22 protein-coding genes are annotated in these 18,505 nt (G+C 61.1%); 5 read left to right on the top strand and 17 right to left on the bottom strand.

Annotation, left to right across the window (positions count from 1 at the left end; translation table 11 throughout):
• Nucleotides 1–3: 3 nt before the first annotated feature.
• The 3 genes from N826_RS13995 to N826_RS13985 form a co-directional block, all read right to left on the bottom strand.
• The gene (locus N826_RS13995) at nucleotides 4–669 is read right to left on the bottom strand and encodes a terminase small subunit (RefSeq protein WP_169789350.1); all 666 of its coding nucleotides are present in this window, start codon (nucleotides 667–669) and stop codon (nucleotides 4–6) included.
• Nucleotides 670–1,208: 539 nt separating this feature from the next.
• Nucleotides 1,209–1,790 (bottom strand): hypothetical protein, encoded by a 582-nt coding sequence (locus tag N826_RS13990; RefSeq protein ID WP_044429684.1) that lies wholly within the window; start codon nucleotides 1,788–1,790, stop codon nucleotides 1,209–1,211.
• A 374-nt stretch (nucleotides 1,791–2,164) separates the two neighbouring features.
• Nucleotides 2,165–2,332 carry a hypothetical protein gene (locus tag N826_RS13985; RefSeq protein WP_157599340.1) on the bottom strand — a complete coding sequence of 56 codons (168 nt, stop codon included), beginning with the start codon at nucleotides 2,330–2,332 and terminating at the stop codon, nucleotides 2,165–2,167.
• A gap of 539 nt (nucleotides 2,333–2,871) precedes the next feature.
• On the opposite strand from N826_RS13985, the gene N826_RS43035 reads away from it, so the two are divergent.
• Nucleotides 2,872–4,053, top strand: coding sequence for a hypothetical protein (locus tag N826_RS43035; protein WP_147040718.1), 1,182 nt, complete (start codon nucleotides 2,872–2,874; stop codon nucleotides 4,051–4,053).
• 153 nt (nucleotides 4,054–4,206) lie between these two features.
• A protein-coding gene (locus N826_RS13970; RefSeq protein WP_147040720.1) for an IS3 family transposase occupies nucleotides 4,207–5,390 on the top strand; the annotation gives its coding sequence in 2 pieces (ribosomal slippage) (nucleotides 4,207–4,459 and nucleotides 4,459–5,390; 1,185 coding nt in all).
• Between the two features lie 85 nt (nucleotides 5,391–5,475).
• Here N826_RS13970 and N826_RS43030 read toward each other — a convergent pair.
• The 6 genes from N826_RS43030 to N826_RS13940 form a co-directional block, all read right to left on the bottom strand.
• Nucleotides 5,476–6,078 carry a TRADD-N-associated membrane domain-containing protein gene (locus tag N826_RS43030; protein WP_147040722.1) on the bottom strand — a complete coding sequence of 201 codons (603 nt, stop codon included), beginning with the start codon at nucleotides 6,076–6,078 and terminating at the stop codon, nucleotides 5,476–5,478.
• Between the two features lie 370 nt (nucleotides 6,079–6,448).
• On the bottom strand, nucleotides 6,449–6,643 hold the full coding sequence (locus N826_RS45955) for a type II toxin-antitoxin system RelE family toxin (RefSeq protein WP_211099277.1): 195 nt from the start codon (nucleotides 6,641–6,643) through the stop codon (nucleotides 6,449–6,451).
• Nucleotides 6,644–6,719: 76 nt separating this feature from the next.
• Nucleotides 6,720–6,968 (bottom strand): type II toxin-antitoxin system Phd/YefM family antitoxin, encoded by a 249-nt coding sequence (locus N826_RS13955; protein WP_044429674.1) that lies wholly within the window; start codon nucleotides 6,966–6,968, stop codon nucleotides 6,720–6,722.
• A gap of 104 nt (nucleotides 6,969–7,072) precedes the next feature.
• The gene (locus N826_RS13950; protein ID WP_044429672.1) at nucleotides 7,073–7,387 is read right to left on the bottom strand and encodes a helix-turn-helix domain-containing protein; all 315 of its coding nucleotides are present in this window, start codon (nucleotides 7,385–7,387) and stop codon (nucleotides 7,073–7,075) included.
• Between the two features lie 31 nt (nucleotides 7,388–7,418).
• On the bottom strand, nucleotides 7,419–7,676 hold the full coding sequence (locus N826_RS13945) for a helix-turn-helix domain-containing protein (protein WP_044429670.1): 258 nt from the start codon (nucleotides 7,674–7,676) through the stop codon (nucleotides 7,419–7,421).
• 150 nt (nucleotides 7,677–7,826) lie between these two features.
• Nucleotides 7,827–8,159, bottom strand: coding sequence for a pPIWI-associating nuclease domain-containing protein (locus N826_RS13940; protein WP_044429668.1), 333 nt, complete (start codon nucleotides 8,157–8,159; stop codon nucleotides 7,827–7,829).
• Nucleotides 8,160–8,882: 723 nt separating this feature from the next.
• On the opposite strand from N826_RS13940, the gene N826_RS13935 reads away from it, so the two are divergent.
• Nucleotides 8,883–9,704 carry a DUF1206 domain-containing protein gene (locus N826_RS13935; protein WP_169789349.1) on the top strand — a complete coding sequence of 274 codons (822 nt, stop codon included), beginning with the start codon at nucleotides 8,883–8,885 and terminating at the stop codon, nucleotides 9,702–9,704.
• A gap of 8 nt (nucleotides 9,705–9,712) precedes the next feature.
• Here the strand turns inward: N826_RS13935 and N826_RS13930 are convergent, their stop codons facing one another.
• From N826_RS13930 to N826_RS13910, 5 genes are all read right to left on the bottom strand, one after another.
• Nucleotides 9,713–10,120 (bottom strand): GFA family protein, encoded by a 408-nt coding sequence (locus N826_RS13930; RefSeq protein ID WP_044429664.1) that lies wholly within the window; start codon nucleotides 10,118–10,120, stop codon nucleotides 9,713–9,715.
• 205 nt (nucleotides 10,121–10,325) lie between these two features.
• Entirely contained in the window at nucleotides 10,326–10,514 is a 189-nt protein-coding gene (locus N826_RS13925; RefSeq protein ID WP_044429662.1) for a hypothetical protein, read from the bottom strand.
• A 101-nt stretch (nucleotides 10,515–10,615) separates the two neighbouring features.
• Entirely contained in the window at nucleotides 10,616–10,831 is a 216-nt protein-coding gene (locus tag N826_RS13920; RefSeq protein WP_044429660.1) for a DNA gyrase inhibitor YacG, read from the bottom strand.
• Between the two features lie 7 nt (nucleotides 10,832–10,838).
• Entirely contained in the window at nucleotides 10,839–13,001 is a 2,163-nt protein-coding gene (gene uvrB / locus N826_RS13915) for an excinuclease ABC subunit UvrB (RefSeq protein WP_244619599.1), read from the bottom strand.
• Nucleotides 13,002–13,089: 88 nt separating this feature from the next.
• Nucleotides 13,090–13,779 (bottom strand): nuclease-related domain-containing protein, encoded by a 690-nt coding sequence (locus tag N826_RS13910; RefSeq protein ID WP_044429656.1) that lies wholly within the window; start codon nucleotides 13,777–13,779, stop codon nucleotides 13,090–13,092.
• Nucleotides 13,780–13,998: 219 nt separating this feature from the next.
• Between N826_RS13910 and N826_RS13905 the strand changes: the two genes are divergently transcribed.
• Nucleotides 13,999–15,201 carry an aspartate transaminase gene (locus N826_RS13905; protein WP_044429654.1) on the top strand — a complete coding sequence of 401 codons (1,203 nt, stop codon included), beginning with the start codon at nucleotides 13,999–14,001 and terminating at the stop codon, nucleotides 15,199–15,201.
• 28 nt (nucleotides 15,202–15,229) lie between these two features.
• Here N826_RS13905 and thiE read toward each other — a convergent pair whose 3' ends face one another.
• From thiE to N826_RS39985, 3 genes are all read right to left on the bottom strand, one after another.
• The gene (thiE, locus tag N826_RS13900; RefSeq protein WP_044429652.1) at nucleotides 15,230–15,865 is read right to left on the bottom strand and encodes a thiamine phosphate synthase; all 636 of its coding nucleotides are present in this window, start codon (nucleotides 15,863–15,865) and stop codon (nucleotides 15,230–15,232) included.
• Nucleotides 15,866–15,934: 69 nt separating this feature from the next.
• Entirely contained in the window at nucleotides 15,935–16,864 is a 930-nt protein-coding gene (locus N826_RS13895; RefSeq protein ID WP_044429651.1) for a class I fructose-bisphosphate aldolase, read from the bottom strand.
• An 86-nt stretch (nucleotides 16,865–16,950) separates the two neighbouring features.
• Nucleotides 16,951–17,418, bottom strand: coding sequence for a beta/alpha barrel domain-containing protein (locus N826_RS39985; protein ID WP_052831220.1), 468 nt, complete (start codon nucleotides 17,416–17,418; stop codon nucleotides 16,951–16,953).
• Nucleotides 17,419–17,486: 68 nt separating this feature from the next.
• Here N826_RS39985 and N826_RS13885 point away from each other — a divergent pair, with 68 nt between their 5' ends.
• A complete protein-coding gene (locus N826_RS13885) occupies nucleotides 17,487–18,497 on the top strand; it encodes an efflux RND transporter periplasmic adaptor subunit (RefSeq protein ID WP_044429650.1) in 1,011 nt (336 codons plus the stop codon).
• The last annotated feature ends 8 nt before the right edge of the window (nucleotides 18,498–18,505 follow it).

Genomic DNA, 18,505 nt, shown 5'->3' with positions numbered 1-18,505 from the left:
GCGTCAGGCGACGCGGGGCATCCGGAAACGCCGGGGCGGGGCCGATACCAGGGCCGGAATCAGGGCAGTCGCCGCCGTCGATCCTAGCAGCGAATCGGCGTCGAGCGGTCCGGCCAGAAAACGCAGCAGGTCACTATCCAGGGTCACTACCGGGGCCTTCCGCGCTATCGCCGCCCTGGCTGGCTGAGGGGCGGCCAGTTGAGGGTTGGACGGCTGGGAGTTGGGGAGAGCGTCGAACTCTTCCTCCGGATCGCAGTCGAGATCTTCCAGGTCGGCGTCGGGCCGGCGCTGGTCCATGTGGCAGTGATGCGCGATGCGCCGGTCCTGGATGACGCCGCGCAGCTTCAGCCGGAACTCGATGGCGCGGAGCGCCAGGGACCCGCGCTTATTTTCCTGTGCGTCGTCGATGATCTCCTCCACCTGGGCCGCCGCTTCGTCGAGCAGGCTCTGATGTTCCTGCCGGCGGCTGGTGCGGATCTGCTGGACCCGGACGCGGATTTCCTGCTGCTGCATCAGGTAAGCGCCGCGCTGCTTGGCCCCCTTGGGCGAGTACCCCGCCCGCCGCGCCGCCTCCGCCCCGCCGACATTGCAGGCCATCGCCTGACAGAAAGCCTCCTGCCGGTCGGTCAGGCGGAGAGTGGGAGAGGCGGAGGCGGGGAGGGCTTGCATGGCATGACTCTTCGGCGGGAGGGTTAGGAACAATATTTGGAATATTATCCTAAGATTGGCGCTAAGCGCAAGCGCGTTCGTGTGGAGCCGCATGGAGCCTCTTCTAGCGAGCGTGAACTTGAAGCCATTCTCTCCCTTCTTCCCGTCATACCCGGACTTGATCCGGGTACCTCCTTTCAGGAGTTTAACGGATGGCATCCAGACTTCAGGTTGAAGTCCTTCCGTAGGCCTTCGCCAGGAGGTACTAGGCTCCAAGTCCCATGGGTGCTAACTTAGGCTGTCTCTTCCGCCTTTCCGTCATACCAAGACTTGATCTTGGTATCTCCTTTCAGGAGATGAGGGGATGACATCCATACTTCAGGTTGAAGTCCTCACGTTAGCTTTCGCCGGGAGATGCCAAGATCAAGTCTTGGCATGACGGTAGAGTGGGGGAGAATGTCAACGTGAAGGGCATGAACGCCTATGTTTAGCGCTTCTACCCTCGGCAATCGCCGCCGCCGCCGCCCATCGACCCCAGTCAATCCCCGCCGCTTCCGCCGTCAAGCCGGCACTCTCACCCCCGCAGCCCGGCCCCGTGGCGCAGGCGGCACGACCGAAAACAGCACCTGCCGCACCTCTCTCCGCCAGAACGGCCCCTTGACCGGCGCCAGCGGCACCCCGACCGCCAGCGGCTGAAACGCCTTCCCGTCCGCCGCCGGCCTTGCCGGCAGGATGCGCGGGATCATCGCCCGCGCGTCGGACACCTGCCGCGTCATCTCCGCCAGTTCCGCCGTCAACGGGTTGTCCATCGGCAGATCGCCCCGGAAGAACAGCGGCAGCCCGAGCAGCGTGGTCGCGACCGGGAAAGCCTCGACGCTGCGGACAGGCTTGGCCTTGCCCCGGCATTCCACCAGCAGCAGCGACGTGCTCCACGGATGCCAGATCTTGTCGGCCAGATCCTTCCAGCTGGGAGGTCCCGCCGGGGTGACCGCGCCGTGCCAGACGATCAGCATGCCGTCGAGCGTCGGATGCCCGGTGAACTGGCGGGCGGGTTTGTAGGGCGCTTCGGCGTCGTCGTTGCCTGGGGGCAGGGTATAGTCGAACTCCGGCCAGCAGGCCGAAGGATTGTCGAGTGAATACATGATCGAACTCCTTGGTCCGCTGAGCGGGACCCTAGTTCTGGACCTGAAGGGAAACACGGACCCTGGGCGCTGCGCCGGCTGCCGGCCATCCCTCGGAGAAGGCCGCGGCAGCAGGACGCTGTGGCGGGGGAACATGGTGCGGAGGCGGAACAGCGCGCACGGGCAGCCGACCCGCGCCCGACGGGGCGGGAGGGACAGGCGTCTAACCCGGACAGGACGGCGACGGAGGCGCGCAACCGGGACTTCACCGCGCGATCCCCGTCAGGGATCAGGCGGCCGACCGTGGAACGGATCGTTCCCGATGGATGCAGCTTGCCGGACCGGTTCCCGAGAGGGCCAGCGGTGCCGGGCGGACGGTCAGCGTCGCATGAGGCTCAGGACGGAGCGGGGGAGCCGGCGGGCGGTTCTACCGCAGCGCCGTGGAAATCCACGGCGCCAAGCGGTCCCGCCGCCGCCGCGACGGTCGAAACCATCGCGGCGGCGGACGACAAAATACGGCGCGCGAAGACGCCGGGCGGTGTGGTAAAGGTGACGGTAGCCATCGATGTGCAATCCTTCACTCGGATCATTGATGGTTAGGTCGGGCGGGGGAATTGGCGTTCCTTTGCTCGACCGCCCCGCAGGTGCGGAGGTATGGCGACTCTGAGCGGGTTGTGGTAAGATGTCAAGCTTGGTGCTGGAACGCGTGCCGGTGGCGGTGAGAATGCGCGCGTGACGGGATTTTCCTTGGCAATCCGTGCTTCGAAAGCATGAGGGCAGAAGCCCGACATGGTCCGTGAGGTGAGCGTCGTTGGGCGACTTTCTCTCTGTTAATTTATAATAAACTATTTGAGTCGATATCGATATCAGAACGGCAACTTTCCAGGCAACGGGCTGTGAGAGCGACATTTCCCCGAAGCATACCAGTACGACATCGATACGGAGAACAAGGAACGTATTTTCCGGCAGATCCTTTCGGAAAACAGAGTACAAGTTATATCGTCAATCTAAGCTGTCACAACGCATTATGAGGTATTGATCTTATCAAAATAAATCTTGCTGTCGGATAAATTAGAATATGTTTCTTAAAGGAGAAAATGCAATGTATAAAATTTTTGATGATGCGTCGGATGAAGAGATAAATTCTCCGCGCTATATAGCAGTGGAAGGTCTTAATCAAAAAATTTTAGCAAGTAGCGTTGATTTCGGAAGAAAAAATCAACGGAAATTTGATTTAAATTGCGCTTTATTGGACCCGTTTTACGCCAGCACTGTTCAGGCAGTACATGACATGTTGTGGACGTCAACTGCCGCAAATTTTGATGAGGAACATCACACATCAAGTCTTATGGGGCATTGGGCGTCAGCTTTTTCTTGGTGGGCCTTTGTTCATGGCTGGAGCGAAGAGTTTATGGAATTACCACATTTTCAAAAACCAAAACTCGAACTTTATTGGGCTCAGCAGAGTAAAAAAGCAGAGAGTATGAGCGGAGGTGATTTCGCCATTGCTCACCAGATTGATCAAAATCGACTTGCGCTTACATTCTTTCAAGCCAAATGTATTAAGCCAGATGGCCAAGTAGATCTTTGGCGGGTAGCTAACAAAGAAAGGCAAAATTCAGACTCATCTCTCATTCGACTTGCCAACTCTGGTTACCCAGATTTCAAAGCTCGCAACACAGATATTCATCAGCTTGAAAAACTAATAAGATGGCAGTATTTTGGAAATTATATTTCCATCAAGAAGAATAATTATAATGCCAAAGAGGAATGGTGCCACTACGTACTGTGGCATCCATCATCAGATGAATCAGCAGAAGGAACCCCTCCATCAACGCCAACTATTTTGCCAGTCTCGCTTGTAAAGAAAGCTATTTTACCGAAAATTAAAGAGTGTAACAGTGTTGAAAGATCATTTTTTAAATTACTACCAGATCAAAATTCTTCCAGTTTTATTGACCTTGTTTCTGTCAGTATGCGAAGTGGTCTGAACTGCCTTGTTGTCACGAAAGATGAGGCAAACCAACTGGTCGGAGCTCTTGCTCATTTTGGAAGCCTGCCTCTTATAATCGGTTCGGGCGACACAGGTGGAAGTGGTCTAGGCTTTTTCCAGCAAGCTTTTTCATCAGCCGGCTATCAAATCACGCCAATGACTTCCGGTCCAAGCGCTATTCCGCAAATGACACCACCAACGCAAAACCCACCGAGTAATACCCAACCGTCACACCGAGGCCAGCGTGTCCAGACTCGGTCTAACTATAGAGACTACAGCAACAGCAATTAGAATTATTTAATTAGGAAACCGATTTGAGTAATAATAGATTAGAGGTATGCTAAAACATAAATTTCGACTGTAATCCAAGGTCAGCTGCCGGATGACCTTGCCCGCGTGCAGCGCCTCCCATAGCCGAGTGAGATCGGCGACATAGGAGGCACGATGAAGAAAGCGACGCGGGCGCGCTACACGCTGGAATTCAAGGAAGAGGCAGTTCGTCTGGTCAATGGGGGCGAGCGGATTTCGACTGTTGCCAGGAACCTGGGGCTGGCGGAGCAGACGCTGCATAATTGGGTCAAAGCAGCAGGCAACGGAGGCTTGAAGGGACCTGCAACCTCGAGCGTGAGCGCCGAGCAGATGGAGATCAGCCGCCTGAAGGCTGAATTGTCACGTGTGAGGATGGAGCGCGACATCCTAAAAAAAGCTGCGGCGTACTTCGCGAGGGAGTCGTTGTGAAGTACGCCTTTATTCAACGGCATCGCCATATCTGGCCTGTTTCGGCTCAATGCTCCGTATTGGGCGTCAGCGCCAGGGGCTTCCGGCAGTATCCGGATCGCGCCGCGGCGCCGGACGAAGCTGGGAACGGCAGGGTGAGCGGCATGGCCCTGCTGACCCACATCAAGGCGATCCATGCCGAAACCAGGGCCGCTTACGGATGGCCTCGGGTCTGGCGGGAACTGCGGCGGCGAGGCATCCGGGTCGGCAAGGAACGGGTACGCAGGACGATGCAGGACAACGCCATTCGGGCTCGATCCCGAAGGAAATACAAGGCCACCACCGACAGCGACCACGGCCTGCCGGTTTCGGACAACCGGCTCAACCGCGATTTCCAGCCCGGCCAGCCGGATCGGGTCTGGACCGGTGACATCACCTACATCGCTACCCAGGAGGGGTGGCTGTATCTTGCCGTGGTGATCGACCTTTTCAGCCGGCAGGTTGTCGGCTGGGCATTGGGTGAGCGGATGACCAGGACGCTGGTCATCGATGCGCTGACAATGGCCTGGTTCCGGCGCCGGCCAGCCGAAGGCCTGATCTTCCACTCCGATCAAGGCTCACAGTATGCCAGCGCCGACTATCAGAAGACCTTGTGCGGTTACGGCATGCTTGGATCGATGAGCCGGCGCGGCAACTGCTGGGACAACGCAGTGACGGAGACGCTTTTCGGCTCGTTGAAGGTCGAGAGGCTGCATGGCATGCGCTTCGAAACTCGACGCCAAGCCAAAGACGAGGTCATCGACTGGCTCATCTTCTATAATCGACATCGAATGCACTCGACCTTGGGGTATATGGACCCTATGACATTCGAGGAAGTTTGGCGTCGCCAGCAAAATACGCAGGCGGCATAATGCGGGTGCTATGGGAGGCGCTGCACGCGGGCAAGGTCAGATTTCCAAGGTTAGGCCAGTTAGAAGTACCTCAATGAATTGAGGGTCAATTCCCGACTAGGAGTTTTTCGATTCCCGCGTATTTTAGGACAAGTTGCGCTCTCAGTTGATCTCGGCGCTCAATGTTCTCAATCTCAGAAATAAGCTCCCTAGCCTCTGCATTAAGTCTATCAAGGCGGAGCTTCTCAAAAAACTCGGCCATGGATTTTTGGGCGTTGGTAGATTGAACAAAGAATAAGCTTGCAACCGCGTCTATAATTGCGCCGCTCGCTGCTTTAACGACTGTACCCAAAATATCAGAGTTATCATGCGTAGCAAAAGCGAAAATAATAACTCCGAACCCGATTGATGCAAATATGATGCTAAACCAGAAGCTTATGTTAGCTCTCCTAAGAGCGTGATTATAATAATTAGACAAGGCAACCACTTCAAAAGGCTTTTCAGGAACTTCTTTTGAAGGACTTTGCTGTTTAAGGATATCTACAAGCTCAGGGGTAATGCCTTCAATTTCAAGCGGGCCTATTTTAATAGAGCGGACTAACCCAGATTTGATAGCAGCAGTCACTCCAAAAAGAACAGTTATCAGGGCTATGCCCGCAGATACGATCGCAAATGCTTGTTGAAGCCACTCTGCCGAAATTTGACTCAATTGAATACTCCGCAGATATATTGTCTGTTCATCTAGCGATATTGCCATGCTCAATTGTCGAACGCGACCTATGTTACGTTATTAGCTAGCACATCGTAACTAGGAGTTTATCCACTCTCTAACGACCGTTGCAGAGTGGTCAAGCTAATTTTTCAAATCGCACGCGCCATGAATGACGCGCACCACCTCGATCCCCTCGGGTACAGCCCGATAGAGGATCAGATGGTGGGAAAACGGGGACAGACCACGGTGTTCCTTAATGCTTATCGCCAGAGAGATTGATCGGCCAAGGACGAGTTTCCCGCAAGTTGATGATAGCGCAGTGGCACTCGACATCGACGCGCCCGTTTGTCGGCTGCTGCTACGCCGTCTATTGCTTCGCCGCCGCTTTGTACACTTCGCTGCGGTCACGCTTTCCGACCGCTATAACGACAATGATCAACTGATGATCGCGAACCTCGTAGAACAGACTGTAACCCAAATTCCGCAGTTTTATCTTGTAACGATCATTGTGGCCGGAAAATTTAGCTAATTGAACGCGGGGGTTTTCCGATCGCTCGGTCACTTGCCTTTTGATTTGCTGTCAGTTGCCGTTGTCCAGATTTCGCCACTCCTTCAAGGCATCGTCAAGGAAGCCAAGCTCAAAGCTCATCAAGCGTGACCTTGATGACAGGCTGATCCTTGCGAGCCTCGGCGATGGCATTGAGTTCCAGATCTTCCAAGCGTTCCATCATGGCTTCGAACGCCTTGGCCGGGACACAGTAGAATGCTGGCTCGTTGCGATTAAGGATCGCTACCGGGGAACCTTCGCCGGCAGCTACCGTGCCCATGGGATTCCTCTTCAATTCGGAGACGCTTGCGGTCGTTTCCGCCAGGATCAGGCTTGCCATGTGCTTTTCCCTCATGCCAATGCAGGCACCTTAAATAGCGTGTTTCAGGGCACTCTTAAAGGTGTCCAGCTAAACGCCGGGGCAGGGGCCGTCAGCCGCTGCAATCAGACAAGATCGTCCATATCCACCCGCAGCGCCTCCGCGAGTCGCTTGAGGGTGTCGAGCGAGGGCGTGCGGATACCGTTCTCGATCTGGGAGAGGAACGGCTTGCTGATTCCGGCCTGCGCGCCAAGCTGGTCCTGCGTGAAGCTCCGGTATTCGCGATAGACGCGGATCGGGTTTTCGCCGTTGAGCATGCGCTCGGTCAGTTCCAGCGGGATGAACTCTGACGGCTTGGCCTTCGCTTCGTCGTAAAGGCGCACGTCTTCCAAATCTTCCTCGGCGGCGCGCAGCCGGAGATATTCGTCTTCCCTGACCATGATATGTCGTCTCCAGTCGCGTTCGAGGGGGTCAGGCGGCGGATTTGCGGTATGCGATCGCAACCGCTACGGGATCGTTGGTGATCGCCGTCAGATAGGCCACCGCCGTCGCGTCGGGTTCGCTTCGACGCTGTTCCCAGTCGCGGAGAGTTCCAATGGGGATGCCGTATGTGTCGGCAAAAGTGCCCTGGCTCAGGCCGGCGACGACTCGTGCCCGCTTGGCCAGCGTGACCGGACGCAGAATGGCAAGAGCAGCGTCACTCAGCCCGGCATCGTCAGGGTTGGTCATGATCTTCTTCTCACCTGTTGGCGGCGTCACGGGTCGTTTCGGCAGGGCTGGCTCGGTGCCGCGCCGTGAAGTTTGAGTCGTGCCGGGTTCTGATTGGAAATTTCCTGGAGCTGGATGTAATGGTGTTGGGCTGATTCGCAGTATCGAATGTCAGGCATAGAACGAGGACGTGTCCACGATCACGTTTCTGATAACAGGTTGTCGGTCTTGTAGAACTCCCGAGAACGATCCGGGAAAAGCGGCCGATATCCAGGTGGCATCGTCTCCGTTGCCGTAATTCAGTGTCAGGTAGACGTTGATGGCGCCTTCGAAGCTTTTACCGGACAACATAATTTCGTCATCGAACACTTCGATGTTTGCGACTTGGGTTTCTGATGAAAGGGCGTCGAGATCATCCCAGCATGCGAAGTCCGTTAGATCGGATGATCGCATTGCCTCCGCTATCAGAGGCTTCCTGTCGTCCTTGAATTTGACCTGACCCATGGCCTTGCCCTCTCAGTAGCTGATTTTACCGACCGCGATCCCGTTCCGGTACTGCCACGCCAGACCGTGTTACCGACGCCCCGGAACATCCAACTTGGGTCTTCGCGCTGGTCGATGAACGTCATGAAGTCGTTTCAGGCCTTTTTGCCGGGGCGGTCGCCGCTTGGCTTCGCAAGAGTCCTGAGCATTGTTGAAGTGTCTTCCGTGTCCCGTCGGTTCGTGTCGGTGTGGTCGCTTTTGGGTGCCGATGGGCCGGTTTGATCAGGTGAGATTGCGCTTACGGTCGTATGATGGGTATGGGGTAAATTGAGGTAATTTTGTTACTAATTGGCTAACGGGAAATGGCGTTGGCGGGTGGGGTGAGGGGGCGGCGGGATGGGGCGTGCTCCCTCACCTTCCCATGCTTTGCATGGGCCCCTTCCTCTCCCGGAGGGAGAGGGGCTTTTTTTGGGGCTTTGCTTGGAGTGCTTTTTTGCGGATTGGTTTTGGTGGGCGGGTTTGGGATGCTAGCTTTGATAGAATAAAGCGTTTGAGTCAGGCTTGGAAATAGGTGGCGTGGCGTGTCTCCTTGGAGAACTCCGAAGTCTTCGGGCGGGAAGGGGAACTAAATAGGTTGATTGTTGTTGCTGATTGCTAATCGACGGAAAGATGCGCGGGGGCGCCGCTGGTTGGTGAGTTGCGGTTGCTAGGTCTGCGTTAAGCATAATGATGGGGAGCGCTGTCGTGAACAGCTCGGATCGTTTCGAATGGTTGGCGCGGCTTGGGTATGCGGCGCGGGGCGTCGTTTATCTGCTGGTGGGCTGGTTCGCCATGGTGGCGGCGATCGGGAGCGGGCAGCCAATCGATACCAAAGGTGCGCTCCGGGAGATCTTCTTTCAGCCGTTCGGCAAGGTGCTGCTGGGGATCGTGGCGCTCGGACTGGTCGGGCATGCGGTCTGGCGCGTGGCGCAGGGCTGGTTCGACCTGGACGGGCACGGCAGCGAGGCGAAGGGGCTGGTGGTCCGGGGTGGTCTGCTGGCGAGCGGGGCGATCCATGTCGGTCTGGCGTTCTTCGCGCTGTCGCTGGTGTTCAGTTGGCAGGGCGCCGGATCGGGGAGCGGGGACGGGACCCAGGACTGGACGGCGTGGCTGCTGTCGCAGCCGTTCGGGCGCTGGATGGTCGGCGTCGTCGGGGTTGCCGTGCTTGGGGCTGCGGTCGGGCAGTTCGTGAAGGCGTGGAAGCTGACTTTCTGCCGCTACCTGAAGGCTGACGAGCGGACGATGAAGCTGATCTGCCCGATCGGGCGGATCGGGCTGAGCGCCAAGGGCGCCGTCTTCGTGGTGACCGGCATCTTCTTCCTGACTGCGGCTTGGCAGTCGGACTCGACGGAATCGGGCGGGCTGGGCAAGGTGCTGATGACGCTTCAGGATCAGCCGTACGGTCCATGGGTGCTGGGCACGGTCGCGGCCGGTCTGTTCGCCTTCGGCATCTATAGCCTGATCCAGGGCGCTTACCGGAGGATCGACAATCCGCAGATCGGCGCGCGGATTCGCGCCGCGATCTGAGCGCCGCTTCAGGTCTCGCCGTCGGCCTGTCTCGACGTCGCGTGGGTGGGGAGGCCGTCGGCGCCGACGTCCCAGGCGATCCTTTCGCTGACCCAGACGTGGTGAGTCGGGGGAAAGGCATCGGGGGAGTCCAGGCTGCATGTCATGACGTCGATGGTGTCCGGTTCATCGGCGTTGTCGTAGGTGAGCGGGGAGCCGCAAAGGCCGCAGAAGCTGCGCGTCACGCGGGGGGAGGAGTGGAACTCCGCCGGTCGGCCCTTTGTGATCGCGAAGCGGTCGGCGGGGAAGACTGCGAAGGGGAGCGAGGGTGCGGAGGCCGCCCAGCGGCAGGTCTCACAGTGGCAGATGCCGCTGGACAGCGGTTCTCCCTCGACCCGGTACCGGACCGCTCCGCACAGGCATCCGCCTTCCTGCATGCTTGGACCTGTCGATAGATTGGACTATAGCGGGCTGCTGGTCAGGCTGACTTCAGAAATCGTCGGCATCTTCGAAGTCGAAGCGCGTCACGCCGTTCTCGAAGCGTGAGTGACCACAGTACCAGAGTTTGACCAGCTTGTGCGAGGCCGGATACTGGGTGAATACCTGGTACAGGACATAGACGTCGGACTGGTGTGGCGGAAATCAGGAACTCAGCTTTTCCGGCTCGAAGGTGTGCCAGCCGGTGCGGGCGACGCGCTGATCGAGGATGTCGAGAAGGCGGCTCGCCTTGCGCTGCTGTTCGGGGGTGGCGACAAGGACATGCCCAGGGCTGGCCTTGCGTGTCCGCATGGGCGTCTGTCCGAGATTGCCGGCCTTGTAGTCCAGACCCATGCTGCATCTCCTTCAACCAGTGCCCATCAGAAGTCTATCCGGGAACCGCACAAACCTACCACTTTCTATAGGGAGAATGGACGGCTGGCGTCAAGCTTCCGTTAGTGCAGCCGCTCCGGGCTGGGGTCGAAGTCGGTTTCAATTTCGGCTTCGGGGTCGTTGACTTCGACGCGATAGACGCCGCCGAGCCAGCGGTTGAGATCCACGTCGGCGCAGCGGGCGGTGCAGAAGGGCTTGAACTCAGGGGTGGCGTGGCGGCCGCAGATCGGGCAGGCGGGCAGGGCAGCTTTGGCGAGGTTTTTGGGAGTATCGGTCATCGGGTGATCAGGGTCCTTTGCGCCGGCGGGGGCGGGGTTTGCCTCGGCCGTCCTGGGCGCCACGGGTGGGGGCGGTGCTTCTGCCGGCTGGGATGGCGCGGTTGGTTCCCAAGCCGATAGCGGGGGCTTCGGCGCCTTCCAGGCCGAGGTCCATCGCTTCCAGGCGGCGGAGTTCGTCGCGCAGCCGGGCGGCTTCCTCGAATTCCAGGTCGGCGGCGGCGGTCTTCATGCGGCGTTCGAGATCGGCCATGTAGGACTTGAGGTTGTGGCCGATCATGTTGTTCATGTCGCCGTCGCCGGTCTTGACCGTGACGCGGTCGCCGCGCTCGTAGACGCTCTCCATGATGTCGGAGATCTGCTTGCGGACCGTTTCCGGTGTGATGCCGTTGGCCTCGTTGTAGATCTTCTGCTTCTCGCGGCGGCGGTTGGTCTCGTCGATCGCCGCGTTGATGCTGTTGGTCATCTTGTCGGCGTAGAGGATCGCCCGGCCGTCGACGTTGCGGGCGGCGCGGCCGATGGTCTGGATCAGCGAGGTACGCGAGCGCAGGTAGCCTTCCTTGTCGGCATCCAGGATCGCGACAAGGCCGCATTCCGGGATGTCCAGGCCTTCGCGCAGCAGGTTGATGCCGATCAGGACGTCGTAGGCGCCAAGGCGGAGGTCGCGGATGATCTCGATCCGCTCCAGCGTTTCGACATCGGAATGGATGTAGCGGACGCGGATGCCGGCCTCGTGCATGTACTCGGTCAGCGCCTCGGCCATCTTCTTGGTCAGGGTCGTGACCAGCACGCGCTGGCCCTTGGCGGCGCATTCCTTGCACTCGGCCAGCAGGTCGTCCACCTGGGTCTCGGTCGGGCGGATGATGACGGGCGGGTCGGTCAGGCCGGTCGGGCGGACGACCTGCTCGACGAAGACGCCGCCGGTACGCTCCATCTCCCACGGGCCGGGCGTCGCCGAAACGAAGACGGACTGCGGACGCATGGCGTCCCATTCCTCGAACTTGAGCGGGCGGTTGTCCTTGCACGACGGCAGGCGGAAGCCGAAGTCCGACAGGGTGGACTTCCGCATGAAGTCGCCCCGGTACATGCCGCCGACCTGGGGCACCATGACGTGGCTCTCGTCCACGATCAGCAGGGCGTTGTCGGGCAGGTACTCGAACAGCGTCGGCGGCGGCTCGCCCGGCTTGCGGCCGGAGAGATAGCGGGAATAGTTCTCGATGCCGGCGCAGCTGCCGGTCGCCAGCATCATTTCGATATCGAACTGAGTCCGCTGCTCCAGCCGCTGGGCTTCCAGGAGCTTGCCCTCGGCCTCGAACTCGGCCAGCCGGACCTTCAGGTCGTGCTGGATCTCCTTGATCGCCTGATGCAGCGTTGGCTTGGGCGTGACGTAGTGGCTATTGGGGTAAATCTTGACCAGCTGGAGCGCCATCAGCTTCTCGCCGGTCAGCGGATCGATCTCGAAGATGCTTTCAAGCTCGTCGCCGAACAGGGAGATGCGCCACGCCCGGTCTTCCAGGTGGGCCGGGAAGAGTTCGACGGTATCGCCACGCACCCGGAACGTTCCGCGTCCGAAACCAACGTCGTTGCGTTTGTACTGAAGGTCGATCAGGCGGGACAGCAGCTCGGTCCGGTTGACCATCTGCCCGGCCTGGAGCGTGAAGGTCATTTCCGAATAGGTCTCGACCGAGCCGATACCGTAGATGCACGACACCGACGCGACGATGATCACGTCGTCGCGCTCCAGCAGAGAGCGGGTAGCGGAGTGGCGCATCCGCTCGATCTGCTCGTTGATCGAGCTTTCCTTCTCGATATAGGTGTCGGTGCGCGGGACGTAGGCTTCCGGCGTGTAGTAATCGTAGTAAGAGACGAAGTATTCCACCGCGTTGTTGGGGAAGAAGCTCTTCATCTCGCCGTAGAGCTGGGCGGCCAGCGTCTTGTTGGGGGCAAGGACAAGGGCCGGGCGCTGGAGCTGCTGGACTACGTGCGCCATGGTGAAGGTCTTGCCGGAGCCGGTGACGCCGAGCAGGACCTGTTCGCGCTCGCCCTGGCTGATGCCGCTCAGCAGCTCCTCGATCGCGCGCGGCTGGTCGCCGGCCGGCACGTAATCGGACACGATCTCCAGGCGGCGTCCCCCCTCCAGCTTCGGCAGGGAGGCGCCTTTCGGCATCAGCATGGGCATTGTCATGACTGGTAAGATATGGGATCGGGTGGCGGTCTGCTACCCCCCGGATCGCATTTCCTGGGCGGTGTTCGAGTTTTGTTCAGCGGGCGCGGGCGGCCATGGCGAGAGCGGGTTTGCGTGGCTTTTTGCCGGGTTTCCGGTCGCCGCCGCCGATCAACCCGCGGGCGCGGGCCTGCTCGATCCGCGCCTGGGACGATGCGACCATGGAGGTGATCGCGGGCCATGCCTGCTCGGTCGCGGAACTGATCGTGCCGTCCATCTTCAGGATCTCGTCCACCCAGGCCTGGAAGTCGGAAGCGCGGATGGCGCCCTTGGGCGTTTCCCCCGTGAAGGTGACGGTGTCGGGAAAGACGACGATGCCGCGAACCCGGAGTATCGGGAAGCGGCGCTTGAAGGCGGCGTTGAGCGGCTGAAGCTCCAGCAGCGGATTGACGAAGCTGGTGGAGGAACCGCGATGGGTGATCTTCCAGGTCCGGGTATACTCGTTGCCGGTGACCTCGCCCTTGGCGGTCGCGGCGACCGTCCCGATCAGAACGACGCTGGCCGGCAGCCGCAGGATATGGTCGATACAGACGATCCTGGCCTGCTTGTCGATGATGCGGACGTCGTGCAGGCAGGGATGGTTGAGGTTGTCGACGATCTTGCGCAGGTTGACCCGCTCCCCCCGGACCTTGGGCGGCGGCGGCGGGCGGAAGGCGTAGAGCAAGCCGAGGCCGACCACGATGAAGGCGGTGTAGACCAGGAGCTGGGTTAAGCCGATCGCATGCACAGGTCTGATGTTCCCGTCATTCCCGCAATGAAATACTGCAATAGGCTAAAATTGTACCATAATGGATAGGTCGATGTCGATAGAGGATAGAGCGCTCGGGGGCCTTGGGCGCATTCGCCGCCTATCCGGGTTGCGCCGCCGACGCTTGCCACATTCCGGCGCGCGGCGTAGGGTCTCGCCCGCAATAACCTGAAAAAAATACAAGCCGGATACCATGCCATGCCGTTCATCGCCTCCCGCCTGAGCAACATCAAGCCGTCGCCGACCATCGCCGTCACCCAGAAAGCCCGAGAGTTGAAGGCCGCCGGCCGCAACATCATCGGCCTGGGGGCGGGCGAGCCGGACTTCGACACGCCCGACAACATCAAGGAAGCCGCCATCGCGGCGATCAAGTCGGGCGATACGAAGTACACCGCGGTCGATGGCACTCCGGCGCTGAAGAAGGCGATCTGCGCCAAGTTCAGCCGCGAGAACGGCCTGGAGTACACGCCCGAGCAGGTGACGGTGGGCACCGGCGGCAAGCAGGTGCTCTACAACGCCCTGATGGCGACGCTGAATCCGGGCGATGAAGTGATCGTTCCGGCGCCGTACTGGGTCAGCTATCCCGACATGGTGCTGCTGGCGGACGGCGTTCCGGTCCCGGTCGAGTGCCCGGCCGCCGTCGGCTTCAAGCTTCAGCCCGCCGATCTGGAAAAGGCGATCACGCCGAAGACCAAGTGGCTGATCCTGAACAGCCCGAATAACCCGACGGGTGCCGCCTATACCCGCGCGGAGCTGAAGGCGCTGACCGATGTGCTGGTCAAGCACCCGCATGTCTGGGTGATGACCGACGACATGTACGAGCACCTGAACTACGACGGTTTCGAGTTCACCACCCCGGCGCAGGTCGAGCCGTCGCTGTACGACCGCACGCTGACGATCAACGGCGTGTCGAAGGCCTATGCGATGACCGGCTGGCGGATCGGCTATGCCGCAGGGCCGAAGGAGCTGATCAAGGCGATGGGCGTGATCCAGAGCCAGAGCACCAGCAATCCGTCGTCGGTCAGCCAGGCCGCCGCGGTGGAAGCGCTGAACGGGCCGCAGGACTTCATCAAGACGCGGGCCGAGGCCTTCAAGGAGCGCCGCGATCTGGTGGTGTCGATGCTGAACCAGGCGACCGGCATCAAGTGCCACAAGCCGGAAGGCGCGTTCTACGTCTATCCGTCGTGCGAGGGCACGATCGGCAAGACGACGCCGGACGGCAAGGTGATCGAGACGGACGAGGACTTCGTCACGTATCTGCTGGAGTCGGAAGGCGTCGCGGTGGTGCAGGGCTCGGCGTTCGGTCTGGCGCCGTTCTTCCGCATCTCCTACGCGACGTCGACGGCGGAACTGGAAGACGCCTGCCAGCGGATTCAGCGGGCTTGCGCCGCGCTGAGGTAATCGGCCGGACGGTACGGCGGCGGCGGGCTCAGCCTGCCGCCGCTGCTTCGATCGCGGCGTTGAGCGCCTTGACGCCGGCGCCCGGGCCTTCGGGGTGGTTCCAGACCGCCGTGACGACGCAGATGAAGTCGGCGCCGGCTTGGACCAGCGGGGCGCAGTTCTCGGCGGTGATGCCGCCGATGGCGACGCAGGGGACTTCCATCATTTCGGACCACCACTCCAGCAGCTCCGGCTCGGGCCGGTAGTGGGAGGGCTTGGTCGTCGTGGGATAGAAGGCGCCGAAGGCGACGTAGTCGGCCCCGGCTTCCGCCGCTTCCATCGCTAGATGGCGGCTGTCGTGGCAGGTCACACCGACGATGGCATTGGCGCCGACGGCCTTGCGCGCCTTGGCGTAGGGCCAGTCGGTCTGGCCGACATGGACGCCGTCGCAGCCGGTCTCGGCCGCCAGATCGGGGCGGTCGTTCAAGATGAAGGCGACGTCGCGCGACTGGGTGATCGGGCGCAGGACGTCGATGGCGCGGCGGACCGTGTCGTCATCGACATCCTTCAGCCGCAACTGGAGACAGGCGACGTCGCCGCCGTCCAAGGCCTGTTCGAGCAGGGGCGCGAAGGTGGCGGGGTCGAGAGCCGGCGGCGTGCAGATGTAGAGACGGCAATCCGCCATTTTGGGAAAACTCCGGCAGGGAATTGACCCGCTCCCCGGCTGGTGCCGGGGAGCGGGAAACTCGGGGAGTTATTCCTTCCCGAGGTAGATCTTGACCAGACGGTCGAGCAGGACCAGCGCGTCTTCACGCGACCGCTGGAAGCTGTTGCGGCCGATGATCGAGCCATTGCCGCCGCCGTCGCGGATCGCGCGGGCGTCGTCGAAAATGGCATCCTCGCCCTTGTGGGCGCCGCCCGAGAACACGACGATGCGGCGGCCGTTGAAGCACGACTGCATCACGTGGCGGACGCGCTCCGGCAGGGTGCCGGTCGCGATCTGGCGCTCCAGATAAACCTTCTTGGCCTCGGCGTTTTCCAGGTAGTCGTTCGGCAGCTTGACCTTGATGATGTGGGCGCCGAGCAGGGCCGCCATGTGGGCGGCGTAGGCGATGATGTCGACCGCCAGCTCGCCTTCCTTGGTGACGTTGCCGCCACGCGGATAGGACCACAGGACGGTCGGGATACCGTAGCTCTTCGCTTCGGCGCTCAGCTCCCGGATCTCCTCGTACTGGTCGTACATGGCGTCGGAGCCGGGATAGATCGTGAAGCCGATCGCGGCGCAGCCCAGACGGAGTGCGTCCTGGACGCTGGAGGTCACGGCCTGATCGGCGCCTTCCTTCTGACGGGACAGGCTGTTGGCGCTGTTCATCTTCAGGATGGTCGGGATCGCGCCGGCGAATGTGTCGGCACCGGCCTCGAGCGGGCCGAGGGGGGCGGCATAGGCGTTCAGACCGGCGTCGATCGCCATCTGGTAATGGTAGTGGGGGTCATAGCCGGCGGGATTGGGCGCGAAGCTGCGCGCCGGGCCATGCTCGAAGCCCTGGTCCACCGGCAGGATGATCATCTTGCCGGTACCACCGAGGCGGCCTTCCATCAGGATGCGGGCCAGATTGCCCTTTGTACCCGGATTGTCGCTCTCGTAGTTGGCGAGGATCTCTTTGACGCGGCGCGTGATCTTCATGGTCCAGGTCCCGATTGGTTTTAGTCGGAAATTTCGGCTTTCCATAGCCTTTTGCGGCCGCATTTGCAACGCCGCGTCGTTGCCTCCTATGGGTTTACCGCGAGCCACTCACGGCACGCTCCGATGGGTTCCCGGAAGAAGCGCGGATCGAAGATGGGGCCGCGCGAGCGGTAGAGACGGGCTGCGGAGGCTTCCGCGATGGCCTGGACGCGCGGCCACGCCGGCACCGATTCGTGCAGCAGAAGGTCGCGGCAGCCGGCGCGGAGTGCCGCCAGGGCGTGCCCCGGCTGGTCGGCGCAGTCGAGCACTCCGGTCAGGGGGACGTGGGGGAACTCGGCTTGGCCAGCTTGAATCAGGGCGTGGAACCAGGCCGGGCCGGCGGAACCGGCGGCGCCGGGGATGCTCAGCACGGTCAGCGGGTGGCCGAGGATCGAGGCGGCTTCGAGGGCGGCGCGCAGGTCGCCGATGCCGTGGACGAGGATTGCGGGAGGGACCGTGGAAGGGTCGAATGGATGCTGGGTCAATGCGCCGCTCGCCGGTTTGTTCTGGATCATGGCACGCTTGGGCGATCCTTGCCCTATATTGAGGGGTGTGAAGAGCTGGAACGGCCATCGGCGGATAGATGCACAGGATAAGACGTAGATTTCTCATAACAAGCTTCCTCCTGGTCTGCGCTATCCTCGCCTTCGGACTTTTCCAGCGCTTCTACGGGACGCCGGCGGTGGCGACGGCGACGGTGACGCGCGGTCCTGCGGTCGAGGCCGTCTATGCCAGCGGCACGGTGGAGCCGGTGTCCTGGGCCAAGGTTCAGCCGCTGGGGACCGGGCGGATCGCCTCGGTCGAGGCGCGCGAGGGCGACGAGGTCAAGACCGGCCAGATCCTGATGCGGCTGGACGACCGGGAACTCCGGGCGCTGGTAGCACAGCTGGAAGCCGAACTGCGCTTCCTGCGGTCGGAACTGGAGCGGGTATCCGAACTGGCGCGGCGGGGCGTCACGACGACGCAGGTCGAGGAACGTGCCCGCAGCCAGCTCGATCAAACCGCCGCCACCCTCAATGCCGCGCGCCAGCGGGTCGAGGACCATGTGCTGCGCTCACCGATGGACGGAACCGTGCTGCGCCGCGACGGCGAGGTCGGGGAAACCGCCCGGCCGGAGGACGTGCTTTTCTGGATCGGACGGGACAGCCCGCTGCGGATCGAGGCGGAGGTCGACGAGGAGGATATCCCGCTGGTGACGGTCGGCCAGCCGGCGCTGATCAAGGCCGATGCGTTCTCGGGACGCATCCTGGACGGGAAGGTCGCCGACATCACGCCCAAGGGCGATCCGGTCAACAAGAGCTATCGCGTCCGGATCGGCCTGCCTCCAGAGACGCCGCTGATGATCGGCATGACGGTGGAGAGCAACATCGTCGTGCGGCGGGAAGACGCGGCGCTGCTGGTGCCGCAGGGGGCCCTGTCCGGCGGCCACGTCTTCGTGCTGGTCGAGGGACGGGCCGTGCGGCGGGCGGTCGTGATGGGCGTGGTCGGGCAGGGCGTCGTGGAGATCCGCGACGGTCTGGCGGAGGGCGATACCGTAGTGATCGATCCGCCGGCGGCGCTTGACGACGGTTCGCCGGTGCGGTTGAAACAGTAACGCAAGAG

The sequence above is a fragment of the Skermanella aerolata KACC 11604 genome (genome assembly GCF_000936425.1).
Classification (GTDB): Bacteria; Pseudomonadota; Alphaproteobacteria; order Azospirillales; family Azospirillaceae; genus Skermanella; species Skermanella aerolata.
This window is presented reverse-complemented; position numbering and strand designations above follow the sequence as displayed.

Coding starts and splice junctions, on each gene's coding strand:
- N826_RS13995 (WP_169789350.1), bottom strand. CDS start 669: ATGCAAGCCCTCCCCGCCTCCGCCTCTCCCACTCTCCGCCTGACCGAC.
- N826_RS13990 (WP_044429684.1), bottom strand. CDS start 1,790: ATGTATTCACTCGACAATCCTTCGGCCTGCTGGCCGGAGTTCGACTAT.
- N826_RS13985 (WP_157599340.1), bottom strand. CDS start 2,332: ATGGCTACCGTCACCTTTACCACACCGCCCGGCGTCTTCGCGCGCCGT.
- N826_RS43035 (WP_147040718.1), top strand. CDS start 2,872: ATGTATAAAATTTTTGATGATGCGTCGGATGAAGAGATAAATTCTCCG.
- N826_RS13955 (WP_044429674.1), bottom strand. CDS start 6,968: ATGGCAAGCCTGATCCTGGCGGAAACGACCGCAAGCGTCTCCGAATTG.
- N826_RS13950 (WP_044429672.1), bottom strand. CDS start 7,387: ATGGTCAGGGAAGACGAATATCTCCGGCTGCGCGCCGCCGAGGAAGAT.
- N826_RS13945 (WP_044429670.1), bottom strand. CDS start 7,676: ATGACCAACCCTGACGATGCCGGGCTGAGTGACGCTGCTCTTGCCATT.
- N826_RS13940 (WP_044429668.1), bottom strand. CDS start 8,159: ATGGGTCAGGTCAAATTCAAGGACGACAGGAAGCCTCTGATAGCGGAG.
- N826_RS13930 (WP_044429664.1), bottom strand. CDS start 10,120: ATGCAGGAAGGCGGATGCCTGTGCGGAGCGGTCCGGTACCGGGTCGAG.
- N826_RS13925 (WP_044429662.1), bottom strand. CDS start 10,514: ATGGGTCTGGACTACAAGGCCGGCAATCTCGGACAGACGCCCATGCGG.
- N826_RS13920 (WP_044429660.1), bottom strand. CDS start 10,831: ATGACCGATACTCCCAAAAACCTCGCCAAAGCTGCCCTGCCCGCCTGC.
- uvrB (WP_244619599.1), bottom strand. CDS start 13,001: ATGCTGATGCCGAAAGGCGCCTCCCTGCCGAAGCTGGAGGGGGGACGC.
- N826_RS13905 (WP_044429654.1), top strand. CDS start 13,999: ATGCCGTTCATCGCCTCCCGCCTGAGCAACATCAAGCCGTCGCCGACC.
- thiE (WP_044429652.1), bottom strand. CDS start 15,865: ATGGCGGATTGCCGTCTCTACATCTGCACGCCGCCGGCTCTCGACCCC.
- N826_RS13895 (WP_044429651.1), bottom strand. CDS start 16,864: ATGAAGATCACGCGCCGCGTCAAAGAGATCCTCGCCAACTACGAGAGC.
- N826_RS39985 (WP_052831220.1), bottom strand. CDS start 17,418: ATGATCCAGAACAAACCGGCGAGCGGCGCATTGACCCAGCATCCATTC.
- N826_RS13885 (WP_044429650.1), top strand. CDS start 17,487: ATGCACAGGATAAGACGTAGATTTCTCATAACAAGCTTCCTCCTGGTC.